The sequence below is a fragment of the Bacillus haynesii genome (genome assembly GCF_001969855.1).
Classification (GTDB): domain Bacteria; phylum Bacillota; class Bacilli; order Bacillales; family Bacillaceae; genus Bacillus; species Bacillus haynesii.
Map to the genome: position 1 here is coordinate 91,216 of NZ_MRBL01000005.1, position 12,088 is coordinate 103,303.

12 protein-coding genes are annotated in these 12,088 nt (G+C 47.8%); all 12 read right to left on the reverse strand.

Annotated features, from left to right (window positions below):
• Positions 1-42: 42 nt before the first annotated feature.
• Positions 43-924, reverse strand: coding sequence for a translation elongation factor Ts (gene tsf / locus BTA31_RS05065; RefSeq protein ID WP_043926391.1), 882 nt, complete (start codon positions 922-924; stop codon positions 43-45).
• 100 nt (positions 925-1,024) lie between these two features.
• Positions 1,025-1,765, reverse strand: a complete 741-nt coding sequence (rpsB, locus tag BTA31_RS05070) for a 30S ribosomal protein S2 (protein ID WP_043926390.1) — start codon at positions 1,763-1,765, stop codon at positions 1,025-1,027.
• 150 nt (positions 1,766-1,915) lie between these two features.
• Positions 1,916-2,428 carry a DUF6115 domain-containing protein gene (locus tag BTA31_RS05075; protein WP_076789727.1) on the reverse strand — a complete coding sequence of 171 codons (513 nt, stop codon included), beginning with the start codon at positions 2,426-2,428 and terminating at the stop codon, positions 1,916-1,918.
• A 94-nt stretch (positions 2,429-2,522) separates the two neighbouring features.
• Positions 2,523-3,287, reverse strand: coding sequence for a FliA/WhiG family RNA polymerase sigma factor (locus tag BTA31_RS05080; RefSeq protein WP_003181822.1), 765 nt, complete (start codon positions 3,285-3,287; stop codon positions 2,523-2,525).
• Positions 3,288-3,309: 22 nt separating this feature from the next.
• The gene (locus BTA31_RS05085) at positions 3,310-3,816 is read right to left on the reverse strand and encodes a chemotaxis protein CheD (protein ID WP_003181820.1); all 507 of its coding nucleotides are present in this window, start codon (positions 3,814-3,816) and stop codon (positions 3,310-3,312) included.
• Positions 3,813-4,442 (reverse strand): chemotaxis protein CheC, encoded by a 630-nt coding sequence (locus BTA31_RS05090; protein WP_003181818.1) that lies wholly within the window; start codon positions 4,440-4,442, stop codon positions 3,813-3,815. Before BTA31_RS05090 ends, BTA31_RS05085 begins: the two co-directional genes overlap by 4 nt.
• A gap of 10 nt (positions 4,443-4,452) precedes the next feature.
• On the reverse strand, positions 4,453-4,929 hold the full coding sequence (locus tag BTA31_RS05095; protein ID WP_003181816.1) for a chemotaxis protein CheW: 477 nt from the start codon (positions 4,927-4,929) through the stop codon (positions 4,453-4,455).
• Positions 4,930-4,952: 23 nt separating this feature from the next.
• Positions 4,953-6,974, reverse strand: a complete 2,022-nt coding sequence (locus BTA31_RS05100) for a chemotaxis protein CheA (protein WP_043926388.1) — start codon at positions 6,972-6,974, stop codon at positions 4,953-4,955.
• A gap of 5 nt (positions 6,975-6,979) precedes the next feature.
• Positions 6,980-8,053 carry a protein-glutamate methylesterase/protein-glutamine glutaminase gene (locus BTA31_RS05105; protein ID WP_076789482.1) on the reverse strand — a complete coding sequence of 358 codons (1,074 nt, stop codon included), beginning with the start codon at positions 8,051-8,053 and terminating at the stop codon, positions 6,980-6,982.
• The gene (locus tag BTA31_RS05110) at positions 8,050-8,937 is read right to left on the reverse strand and encodes a MinD/ParA family protein (RefSeq protein WP_076789485.1); all 888 of its coding nucleotides are present in this window, start codon (positions 8,935-8,937) and stop codon (positions 8,050-8,052) included. The genes BTA31_RS05105 and BTA31_RS05110 overlap by 4 nt, the downstream gene beginning before the upstream one ends.
• A gap of 2 nt (positions 8,938-8,939) precedes the next feature.
• Positions 8,940-10,052, reverse strand: coding sequence for a flagellar biosynthesis GTPase FlhF (gene flhF / locus BTA31_RS05115; RefSeq protein ID WP_076789488.1), 1,113 nt, complete (start codon positions 10,050-10,052; stop codon positions 8,940-8,942).
• Positions 10,049-12,085 carry a flagellar biosynthesis protein FlhA gene (gene flhA, locus BTA31_RS05120; RefSeq protein WP_076789492.1) on the reverse strand — a complete coding sequence of 679 codons (2,037 nt, stop codon included), beginning with the start codon at positions 12,083-12,085 and terminating at the stop codon, positions 10,049-10,051. The genes flhF and flhA overlap by 4 nt, the downstream gene beginning before the upstream one ends.
• Between the last annotated feature and the right edge of the window lie 3 nt (positions 12,086-12,088).

Below are 12,088 nucleotides of genomic sequence, written 5' to 3' on the forward strand. Positions count from 1 at the left end.
AAAAGAACCTGCCGTGTGTTTTAAGGCAAGCGCTTTTCAATCTTATTTTTTCACTTGGTTCATAACTTCTTCAGCAAAGTTTTCTTGGCGTTTTTCGATACCTTCTCCAACTTCGTAGCGGACGAATGTTTCAACTGTTGCGTTTTTCGCAGCAACGACCTGTTTCACTTTTTCATCCGGGTTTTTAACGAATGCTTGATCAAGCAGGCAGATTTCTTCGAAGTATTTGTTCAGGCGGCCTTCAACCATTTTTGCAACGATGTTTTCAGGTTTGCCTTCTTGAAGCGCCTGCTGAGTCAAGATTTCGCGCTCGCGGTTCGCTTCTTCTTCTGACACTTGGTCGCGGGAAATGAAGCGAGGATTTACAGCTGCAACATGCATCGCGATGTCTCTTGCTGTTTCTTCGTCAGTTGTGCCGTTAAGGACAGTCAATACGCCGATTTTTCCGCCCATGTGCAGGTATGCGCCGAATGCAGCGTCATCGCCTTTTGTCAGGACAGTGAAGCGGCGAAGCGTGATTTTTTCTCCGATTTTAGCAACCGCGCTTGTGATGTATTCTTCTACAGTTGAACCGTTAGCCATTTTTTGGGCCATAGCAGCTTCAACGCTTTCAGGGTTTTCAGCAAGAATGTGGTCAGCCAGGTCGTTCAAAAGCTCTTTGAAGCCTTCGTTTTTCGCAACGAAGTCCGTTTCAGAGTTCACTTCAAGAATAACGCCTGTGTTGCCGTCGGTTTTGATCAAAGTCAAACCTTCAGCTGCGATGCGGTCAGCTTTTTTGGCAGCCTTTGCGATTCCTTTTTCTCTTAGAAGATCGATCGCTTTTTCCATGTTGCCGTCAGTTTCAGTTAACGCTTTCTTGCAGTCCATCATGCCTGCGCCAGTTTTTTCGCGAAGCTCTTTTACCATTTGTGCAGTAATTGCCATTTTTGATTTCCTCCTTATATATCAAACAAAATATGTAAATGTTGATCTGGTGAAAAAAAAGGTGATAAAAGGCAGACCCCCTTATCACCTTTTGACCAGGTTAAGCAGTTGTTGTTTCAGTTGTTTCTGCTTCTTTCGCTTCTGTTTCAGCTGTTTCTTCACCTTGTTTTGCTTCAAGGATGGCATCTGCCATTTTAGAAGTCAGCAATTTAACAGCGCGGATGGCGTCATCGTTCGCAGGGATGACAACATCGATTTCATCAGGATCGCAGTTTGTGTCAACGATTCCGATGATCGGAATGTTCAGCTTGCGCGCTTCTGCAACCGCGATGCGCTCTTTACGAGGATCGATGATGAACAGTGCGTCAGGAAGTTCTTTCATTTCTTTGATTCCGCCGAGGAATTTTTCAAGACGCTCTAATTCTTTTTTCAATTGAACGACTTCTTTTTTAGGAAGTACGTCAAATGTGCCGTTTTCCTGCATTTTTTCAATATCTTTAAGGCGTTTGATACGCTTTTGGATCGTTTCAAAGTTTGTTAATGTACCGCCAAGCCAGCGTTGGTTGACATAGTACATTCCAGAACGTTCCGCTTCTTCTTTAACAGAGTCTTGAGCTTGCTTTTTCGTACCGACGAAAAGGATTTTTCCTCCGTCAGCTGCAAGGTTTTTCGTGAAGTTGTATGCTTCTTCAACTTTTTTGACTGTTTTTTGAAGATCGATGATGTAGATTCCGTTACGCTCCGTGAAGATGTAACGCTTCATTTTTGGGTTCCAGCGGCGCGTTTGGTGGCCGAAGTGAACACCAGCTTCAAGCAATTGCTTCATAGAAATGACTGACATGTGTTATTTCCTCCTAATATAATGGTTTTTTTCCTCCGCTTAGGTCATTTTTATGCAGGACTGCACGAGATTGCACAGCACCGCTTGCATAAATCGTTAAGCGTGTGTAATTAACACCAAGAAATAATATAACATAAGCTTTCTCGACAATCAAGAATCGTTTTTCAGCTTTCCGCGAAATTTTAAGAAAAGCTCGATTTCTGTTTTCCCGCTTTTCAGCTGTCTTGCGATTTCCTCCGGAGAGAGCCCCTTTTCATATAATGCGAGAGCTTCTTCTTCATAGGATATGGATGCTTCTTGCTCCTTTTGATTGAGCTCATCCTCTTCCTGCTCCACCTCATTGATCATCGCTTCGATGTGAAGCGGCAGATCGCGCGATTCGTCCGCTTCCGGAAGGACGGGGGTTTGAGCAGGAATGTCAGGCTGTGTTTGCGGTCTTTGCGGCTTTTCTTCGGCATTCGCCCGAATCTCCTGAACGAGTTTTTCATTTTCGTCTTTTAACTCCATCAAGAAAGCGGTCAATGTATTCTCGGTTTCTTCCAAAAGCTGTTTTTGCTCTTTCTCCGCGGCCTTAAAAGCGCTGAGCCTCGTATTCAGAATGATGACGAAATAAATCAATATACCGTGGAGCGTAAAGCTCACAAGCCATAATATTGTTGACATATTTTTCACTCGCTAACCATGAAATTTAATCAAAAAAAGACTTCCCGTCGGACGCTTAAAAAATGCTGCCGGTTTCATGCCGGCAGCTTACATGTTATTGTACCACTTTATCCAGCAGATGCTTCAATTTCAAAAGCGCCTTGGAGTGAATCTGTGAAATGCGGGAAGTCGACAAATTCAAAACCTGTCCGATTTCCGTCAGTGTCAGCTCTTCTTTATAGAATAAGCTGATCACGAGCTGCTCTTTTTCTGAAAGCTCGTTTATTTTTTCTGCAAGCTGGGAAATCAGTTCGTCTTTGAGCATTTTTTCTTCAGGCGTGCTCGTTTTGTCGTCCCTTATCATCACCTGGACGTTCTCCCCGTCTTCATGGTCGTGAAGCTTCTCATCAATTGAAAGGAGGTTCGCAAAGAAACCTTCATTAATTGTGGTCACGACGTCTTGTTCGCTCATTCCCAGCTCAGCGGCGATTTCGCTCGGCGAAACATTTCTTAAGTAACGCTGTTCGAGCTTTTCGATCGCAGCTTCCACTTTCTTCGTTTTTTCACGGGATGTTCTTGGAAGCCAGTCTTCTTTGCGAAGGCCGTCGATAATAGCGCCTCTGATTCTGAAGGAAGCGTATGTATCAAACTTCAAATCCCTTCCCGGATCAAATTTTTCAAGGGCATCATACAAACCCAGCATGCCAAGGCTGACCAAATCGTCTTTATGAACGGACTTGGGCAAGCCGACGGCTATCCGGCCGACATGATATGTCACAAGCGGCATATAGCGGCGGATTAAATCATCGCCTGCCTGAGGATCTTTCCATTCTTTCCACCGCGACCAAAGCATCTGATCTTCATAGTTCAAGGATTGCATCTTTATCCCCCTATATTGCATATTAAATCGTCGTTACACCTTGTTTAACTGTCCGGATGACAAGTTCAGCTGACTGCGGATCGAACTCGATCGTCCTTCCGCTATTTCCGCCTGTATCCTCGCTTACAATCGGAATATTTAAGAGAGATAGATGTTTTTTAATCGCAAGCACATTTCTTGGCCCGACTTTCATCAAATCGTTTGTCATCTTAAATTTAAACATTTCGGCTCCTCCGGCCATTTTTGCTTTCAAAGCGTATTTTCGGCATCCGGCTTCAAGCAGCATCTTGACCGTTGCTTCGACAGCTGTGTCCGCGTATTTTGCCACGTTGATGTCCGGCGTCTTGGATAAGGAAGAGTCGGGAAGCATGACGTGGACGAGACCGGCCGTCTTTGCTTCCAAATCATAAAGCACGAGCCCGACACACGAGCCGAGACCCGATGTCCTGATCTTGTCGGGCGTGCGGACAATTTTTACATCGGCAATTCCCACTCTGATAATCGATGTTTCTTTTTCTAAGATTTTCATAGCGCTGCACCCAATGCATGAAAGAGCTTTTCAAAAGAATCATAGTCCGGCAGAAGGAACAAATGCGCTTTAACTTTCCGGTTGTGCTCCTCGTCAAAAATGGAGTTGTCGATCACGATGACCTGGTCTCCGACTTGGCTGAGTTCGATCAGTCCTTCGCTGATGACGGCTCCAAACATATCAAGCGTCAGTTCAGGGACGCTCGGGTACATTTGCCGGTTTGTTAAATCAGCGAGAGCGGTCAAATAAGATCCCGCCATAATGTTTCCGAGTTCATGCAGGGCAGAGGCTCCGATATCGTTCGGCGTCATGCTGTCAATCTCGAATTCCGGATTGCCGACAAGCTCCCTGATCAGCTGCTCGGCCTCTGAAAAAGGCATGATCACGAACATAGAACCAGGAAAATCCCCTTCCATGCGCAAAAAGATGCTTGCGACAGGAAGGTCTGCACCGCCGAATAGGTTGACAAGCTCATCAAACGACATCAGCTTGACAAACGGCACTTCCATTTCGATTTTCCTGTTCAGCAACAGAGCCAGGGCGGAAGCGGAATGGCCCGCTCCGATATTCCCGACTTCCCGCAATATATCAAGATGCTCTTCTCTAATTCCGTTAAATACGCTCATCATTGGCTCCTTATTTCTTCACATTTTCAGAAGCGGCGGCAAGGCTCGACTTCCGGTTTAAAACAGCTTCAGAGTCAATCAGATTGAGAAGTCTGGACCCTTGCTTGACGATGCCTTTAATCCATTGCCTGCCGTCTTTTCCTACCGTTTCGGGAGCCGATTCAATTTCCTCTTCCTCGACGGTGATGACGTCGTTCGCTTCATCCACCACCCAGCCGACTTCAATGTCCTGATGGGTGATGATGATGATTCTCGTTTCATCTGTAATCGTATCTCCAGGCGCTTCAATCCGCTTTCTTAAATCGATGACAGGTGTGACAACACCTCTCAAATTAATGACGCCGCAAATATACGGTTCCACTCCCGGCACCCTTGTTGGCTGCTGCCATTTTTCAATGGACATCACTTCGGATACAGAGATGGCATACTCTTTATGATTTACTTTGAACACAATCATTTTTTCACCGGTGGTAGTCTGTGTGGTCAAGAGGATCGCTCTCCTTTCGCTTTCTATTTAATAAGGGCGTTGCAGTCGATGATCAGGGCTACTTGTCCGTCTCCCAAAATCGTCGCGCCGGAAATGGCAAAGACGTTTGTTAAATAATCGCCGAGTGATTTTAATACGACTTCCTGCTGGCCGATAAAGGAGTCGACAACAAATGCCGTCAGCTTGTCCCCTTTTTTCACGACGATGGCGTGAAGCTGATCAAGATCATCTGAAGAATCCTCAACATTAAACTGTTCTTTCAGGTAAACCACCGGTACGATATGGCCCCTGAAGTCGATCACTTCGCGATCGTGCGTCTGAAGTATATCTTTCTTATCGATGACAGCCGTTTCTATAATAGAAGAAATCGGAATCGCAAACGTTTCATTTTCAAGTTTGACTAACAGCACCGATATGATCGACAGTGTAAGCGGAAGCTGAATGGAGAAAAGCGAACCTTCGCCTTCGCTCGATTTGATGCTGACAGAACCGCCCAATGATTCCAGTTTGCTTTTGACAACGTCTAAGCCAACCCCGCGTCCTGAAATATCCGAGATTTGATCTGCGGTTGAGAATCCCGGCGCAAAAATGAGTGCGTCGATTTCATGATCTTCGATCGTTTCGGCGTCGCGTTCAGTAATGACATTGCGCTCAAGCGCTTTTTCGAGCACCTTTTTGCGGTTGATGCCGGCGCCGTCATCCTCCACCTCGATAAAGACGTGGTTTCCGCTGTGGTATGCTTTCAGGCGGACTTGACCCGTTTCAGGTTTACCGTTTTTCACCCTGACTTCAGGCGCTTCGATCCCGTGATCAAGGCTGTTTCTCAAGAGGTGGACAAGCGGATCACCGATTTCGTCTATTACCGTTCTGTCAAGCTCTGTTTCCGCCCCGAAAATCGACAGCTCGATCTTTTTATTTAATTCTTTTGTCAGCTGGCGGACCATGCGCGGGAAGCGGTTGAATACCGTTTCAACCGGAACCATTCTCATATTGAGGATGATCGATTGCAGGTCGCCTGAAATTCTTGTCATCCGTTCGACGGTTTCCGTTAATTCGCCGTGTTCAAGCTCTTTAGCGATCTGCTCTAAGCGCCCCCTGTCAATGACCAGCTCCTCAAACAGGTTCATTAATGAATCGAGGCGGTCGATGTTGACGCGGATCGTCTTCGTTCCGCCGCCTGCTGCAGGTTTCGCCGCTTCTTTGTTGCCGTCAGGCTGCTTCGCCGGTTTTTTCTCCGCCTCTTTCGGTGCGGTTTGCTTTTCAGGTGCGGCAGGCTTCGCTTCTTCCTGTGCCGAAAAATCGTTTTTCAGCTCGGTCACTTCTATTTTTTCGATTTCGGAAACGCCGTTGATTTTGTTGAAAATCTCTTCTTCCCCGTGTTTGCTTAAAAAGCAAACGACGAATTCGGAATCAAAATCTTCCGATTCAAGGACTTCCGTTTCCGGAATCGTTTTAACGACTTCGCCGATTTCGTTCAGCTGCTCAAATACCATGTACACCCGAACGCCCTTCAACAGACAGTCCTCTTTCAATGCAACATTGATTTCGTAACATTTAAAACCTTGTTCCTCAGCTTCGGCGATGACCGTCCGCTGAAATTCGTCATAGGCCCATTTCGTTTCGGAAGATGCCGCTTCAGGCGCTTCTGCCGATGCGGCTGTCTCCTTGTTTGCGCCTGTCACATCAAGCTTGGCACAGACTTCGGAAACGTCTCTTTTGCCGTCGCCCCCTTCGATGATCGAAAGGACAATCGCTTCAAGGTCATCGAGCGCTTCAAACATGACGTCCATCCACTCTGACGTGATGGTCATTTCTTCATTCCGGATCGCGTCCAGCACGTTTTCCAGACTGTGCGTTAAATGAGCCATGTCTTCATAGCCCATCGTTGCGCTCATCCCTTTCAAGGTATGAGCCGCTCTGAAAATATCATGGACAAGCTGCAGGTCTGTAGGATTTTTTTCGAGTTCGAGCAATTTTTCGTTACAGGTTTGCAAATGTTCTCTGCTTTCTTCAATAAAGACGTCTAAATATTGATTCATATCCATATGAGTCACGCCCTCTCTTTTTTCATATACGTCATAATGGCTGCGGCAATCTCATCAACATGCTTGATGTCGTTTGCAAGCCCGTTGTTAATGACCGATTTCGGCATTCCGAAAACGACGGACGACTCGGCTGCTTCGGCGATCACCGTTCCGCTTCCATGTTTCAAAAGGCCTTTTACGCCTTCTGTTCCGTCGCTTCCCATCCCCGTCATAATGACGGCGATTTTTTCAAACTCTCGAAGTGAGGCCAGGGATTGGAACAAGTAGTCAACAGAAGGCTTGTGGCGGCTTTCTGTATCGCGGTCATCAAGCGTGATCACCAATTCGCCCTTTTCAAGGCCGACCGCCATGTTTTTCCCTCCGGGTGCAATGTAAACCCAGCCGTCTTTCGCTCTCTCACCGTTTTCAGCCTCCTTCACGGTTACTTCTGAGAGGTGGTTCAGCCTGTTCGCTAATGAGGCCGTAAACCCCTTTGGCATGTGCTGAACGACAAAAACAGGCGCCTTCAACGTTTTAGGAAGCTTGGGAAGCACTCTTTGCAGCGCCCTCGGTCCCCCAGTCGATGTACCGATGCAGACGAGCTGTTTTCCAGCCCGAAAGCGGACTGAATCGCTGCCGCTCACCAGCGGCTGCTTCGCCGTCTCGATGGCGGGCTTTGACATCGGAACAGGCCGGCCTTTCAGTTTCACCCGTCCTGCTGTCAAAACTTTCTCAATCAGCATGTCTCTTACTTTATATAAATCAATTGAAATCGAACCCGACGGCTTCGCGACGAAATCGATCGCCCCGAGTTCAAGACATTCGATCGTGATATCCGCCCCTTGCTGCGTAAGGCTCGATACCATGACAACCGGAACTGGATCGCTTGCCATGATCCTTTTCAATGTTTCTTTTCCGTTCATCACAGGCATTTCAATATCCAATGTGATCACGTCCGGACGGAGCTCCTTGATTTTTTGGAGCGCTTCCTCGCCGTTTCTCGCCGTTCCTGCTACAGCAATCTCGTGATTGGATGTTAAAAACTTGGTGATCATGTTTCTCATAAAAGCAGAGTCGTCAACGACAAGAACACGAATCATAATGTATTGCCCCTCCTCAGGAATGAAGATAATTTATCGATAAAGGACCGGTTTTCGCCAACTTCCGTTCTGCCGTTATGAAGCAGCGATTCTGCCAGCAGGTAAACCGCCCTGCTCGGCTTTGAACGCGGATTCTTCATCAGAAACGGCTGCTGCTCCACAACGGCTCTTGATACCAGGGGATCCTCAGGAATCGGCCCTGCATATGCAAGCTTTTGCTGTAAAAAAGCGTTTACCGTATTGGAAAGGCGGAGAAAGGCAGAAATTCCGTCTTTTTGGGTTGTACAGCGATTGACAACGACTTTCAGCTGAAGATCGCGTCCGGTTAATGCCAAATGCTTGATCGCGCTGTAAGCGTCCATGATGGATGTCGGCTCCGGTGTGGTGACGACCAGAATTTCATCCGCTGACAGGACGAATGGCAGCTGATCTTTTGACAGCCCCGCTCCCATGTCAAATATGACATAATCAAAGCTTGTCAAAGCCCTCGTCAATTCCTTCAGAAAAAACGTCCAGTTTTCCCTGTTCAATTCGAACATCGCATCCAGCCCCGTTCCGCCCGAAATGTATTGAAGGCCTCGCGGGCCGGCTGACAAGGCGCGCTCAAACGGCATTTTTTGCTGGAGGAGATCCATCACGGTGTAAAGCGATTGCCGGCCGATCAGAATATCGATGTTCCCCATACCGACATCAAGATCGATCAACAGCACGCTCTTTCCTTTTTCCAAGAAGGCGAGAGCCGTATTCAGCGATACATTCGACTTCCCGACGCCTCCTTTTCCGCTCATGACAGCGAGCGTTTTCGCTTTTGGATGAGCGATAGCGGCGGGCGGTTCGGCGAAGCGCTGCCCCATCCGCCTTCGTAAGCTTTCTGCCTGATCCATGTTCAACACCCCGTAAGCAGTCTAACAAATGATGCATTTGACAAGTAGCGAATATCTTCCGGAACATTTTGTCCGTTTGTAATATAGCCGAGGCCGATTCTTGATTCGGCAAGCAGATTCATGACGCTTCCCAATGAATCGGTTTCGTCCACTTTCGTGAATATCAACTGATCGATCGGAATGCTTGAGAACTGCTTAATGAGCTCCTTCATATCCTCGTACTTGCTTGTCGCGGACATAACGAGAAACGCCTGTATCTTACGCTCAAACGGAATGATTTCCGTCAGCTCCCTGACATATTTCCCGTCTTTGAAATTCCGGCCCGCCGTATCGATGAAGACGTGGTCAAAATCGGCGAACTTTTGCTGGGCCGCTTTAAATTCTTCTTTCGTGTAGCACACCTCGAGCGGTGCATTCAAAAGCTCGGCATATGTCCTGAGCTGTTCAACCGCTGCAATCCGGTACGTATCCGTCGTGATAAAAGCGATTTTTTTCTGCTTTTCCAGCACAGAAGAAGCGGCGAGTTTTGCCAATGTCGTCGTTTTGCCGACTCCGGTCGATCCGAAGAGCACGATATATTGCGAATGAATCGCCACGTCCTGCTCCTGATTGACGGGAAGAAGATCGGCCAAAGCATCTGTTAAGTGCGCCAGTGCCTTTTCATCCGTCCACTCTTCGCCGTTTCTTAAAGAAGTGCTGACCAACCGGCCGAGCGCTTTCGTACGGATGGCCGGCAATACCCCTTGCTTTGCCAGGAGCTGGTCCGCCTTTTTCAGCGGCTCAGGCAGCACATCAACAGGCTGCTCATGCTGCCGCATTTCCAGCAGTTCTTTCAGCTCTTTCACTTGGCTTGCCAAATCAAGGTGGTCCGGCTGCGGGACAGGCGAAGGGCTTTGTTCACTGACAACGGGCTTTTGCCGCTCCGGCTTCCTTGCGTCGGAAAAGTCCTGGTCGACAACCGCGATCACTTCAACCCCGTTTTTTTTCACAAAGCCGAGAAATTTTCTTGTTTGAATCTTTTTAGAATTCAAGATTACGGCGTCATTTCCGAGCTCCTGTATAATTTGTTTTGTGGCTTCCTGCATAGAACCAGCTACAAATTTTTTGATTTTCATGGAATATCCACCACTCCGATGCTTTGAACTTCTACATTGGCTTCCAATTCGTTATAGGAAAGAACCGGCAGATCAGGGAAATAGCGCTCAAGCAGCTGTTTGACATACATTCTGACAGGCGGCGAACATAGAAGGATCGGCACTTCCTGCCTTAATGAGAGCTGTTCGATTTCTCTTGCTACAGATTGAATGATATTTTCGGATAACGCAGGTTCAAGAGATAAAAAGTTGCCGTGTTCAGTCTGCTGAATTCCTTCGGCCACGGCCTTTTCGACGCGGCCCGAACAAGTCACCACTTTCAGCGTCTCATTTTCCTTCGCATATTGGGCGGTGATCTGCTTGGCAAGAGCCTGTCTTACGTACTCGGTCAGCATATCTGAATCCGTCGTCAGCTTTCCGTAGTCGGCCAGCGTTTCAAAGATTGTCACCAAGTTCCTGATCGATACTTTTTCTTTCAGAAGTTTTGCCAGCACTTTCTGAATATCACCGACAGACAGCGGATTCGGCGAGACCTCTTCGACCAGTACAGGATAAGATTCTTTCAAGTGGTCGATCAGCTGTTTCGTTTCCTGTCTGCCGATCAGTTCATGGGCGTGTTTTTTCACCTGCTCTGTAATATGGGTCGACACGACTGAAGCCGGATCGACAACCGTATATCCGAGCATTTCGGCCTGATCTTTCTGAGATTCAGGTATCCATTTAGCCGGGAGGCCGAAGGATGGTTCGATCGTGTCAATCCCTTCGATCTGATCGTCTTCGCCTGTCGGAGACATCGCCAAAAAGTGATCGAGGAGAAGCTCGCCTTTCGCGACTTCGTTTCCTTTAATTTTGAGCCTGTACTCGTTCGGCTGAAGAGCGATGTTATCCCTGATTCTGACGACCGGAATGACGAGCCCGAGTTCAAGTGCGAGCTGGCGCCTGATCATGACGATCCTGTCCAATAGGTCGCCGCCCTGATTTGCATCTGCAAGCGGAATCAATCCGTAGCCGAATTCAAATTCAATCGGGTCAATATCGAGCAGATGGACAACGCTTTCGGGGCTTTTTAATTCGTCCACTTCAGCTTCTTCCTCAAGGATATCCTCCACTTTTTCCTTCTCTTCACCGGCTTTGGAGAGCATATAGCCGCCGATGGCGAGAAGAAGAGCCAGAGGGCCTGTCAGGAGAATACCGATCGGCGTGAAAATCCCGAGCAGGAAAATCGTTCCCGCCGTGACATACAAAAGCTTTGGATAGGCAAACAGCTGGCCTGTAATATCGTGGCCGAGGTTTCCCTCCGATGCTGCTCTTGTCACGACGATACCCGTCGCCGTTGATATCAAGAGCGCAGGCAGCTGAGATACGATTCCGTCACCTACAGACAAGAGCGTAAAGTGTGAAGCGGCTTCCTGAATGCTCATTTGTTTTTGCAGCATGCCGATGACAATTCCGAAAAGGACGTTGATAAGGACGATGATGATCCCTGCGATCGCATCCCCTTTCACGAATTTGCTCGCTCCATCCATCGCGCCGTAGAAGTCGGCTTCACGCGCCACCTTCTCGCGGCGCACTTTCGCTTCCTGCTCGGTCACCATTCCGGCATTCAAATCGGCATCAATGCTCATCTGTTTCCCCGGCATGGCGTCGAGGGTGAACCTGGCAGCAACTTCAGATACCCGTTCCGCCCCTTTCGTTATGACGATAAATTGGATAATGATCAAAATGATAAAGACAACGAGACCGACCAAAACGTTTCCGCCGACAACGAAAGACCCGAACGTCTCGACTACTTTCCCCGCATCTCCGTTGGACAGAATCGAACGCGTCGTCGATACATTCAGCCCGAGACGGAACAGCGTCAAGAGGAGCAGCAAAGAAGGAAAAATCGAAAATTGCAGCGGTTCTTGCATGTTCATTGTGGTGAGAAGCACGATTAACGCAAGAGAAATATTAACGATAATTAAGATGCTCAACATCCATGTTGGAAAGGGTATGATAAGCATTGCCACGATGAGGACAACGCCGGATAAAATAGATAAATCTCTTGCAGACATGCT

Excerpts from the sequence above, each read along its gene's own strand:
- BTA31_RS05080 (WP_003181822.1), bottom strand. The coding sequence starts at position 3,287 with ATGCAATCCTTGAACTATGAAGATCAGATGCTTTGGTCGCGGTGGAAA.
- BTA31_RS05085 (WP_003181820.1), bottom strand. The coding sequence starts at position 3,816 with ATGAAAATCTTAGAAAAAGAAACATCGATTATCAGAGTGGGAATTGCC.
- flhF (WP_076789488.1), bottom strand. The coding sequence starts at position 10,052 with ATGAAAATCAAAAAATTTGTAGCTGGTTCTATGCAGGAAGCCACAAAA.
- BTA31_RS05110 (WP_076789485.1), bottom strand. The coding sequence starts at position 8,937 with ATGGATCAGGCAGAAAGCTTACGAAGGCGGATGGGGCAGCGCTTCGCC.
- BTA31_RS05100 (WP_043926388.1), bottom strand. The coding sequence starts at position 6,974 with ATGGATATGAATCAATATTTAGACGTCTTTATTGAAGAAAGCAGAGAA.
- BTA31_RS05105 (WP_076789482.1), bottom strand. The coding sequence starts at position 8,053 with ATGATTCGTGTTCTTGTCGTTGACGACTCTGCTTTTATGAGAAACATG.
- BTA31_RS05090 (WP_003181818.1), bottom strand. The coding sequence starts at position 4,442 with ATGAGCGTATTTAACGGAATTAGAGAAGAGCATCTTGATATATTGCGG.
- rpsB (WP_043926390.1), bottom strand. The coding sequence starts at position 1,765 with ATGTCAGTCATTTCTATGAAGCAATTGCTTGAAGCTGGTGTTCACTTC.
- flhA (WP_076789492.1), bottom strand. The coding sequence starts at position 12,085 with ATGTCTGCAAGAGATTTATCTATTTTATCCGGCGTTGTCCTCATCGTG.
- BTA31_RS05075 (WP_076789727.1), bottom strand. The coding sequence starts at position 2,428 with ATGTCAACAATATTATGGCTTGTGAGCTTTACGCTCCACGGTATATTG.
- tsf (WP_043926391.1), bottom strand. The coding sequence starts at position 924 with ATGGCAATTACTGCACAAATGGTAAAAGAGCTTCGCGAAAAAACTGGC.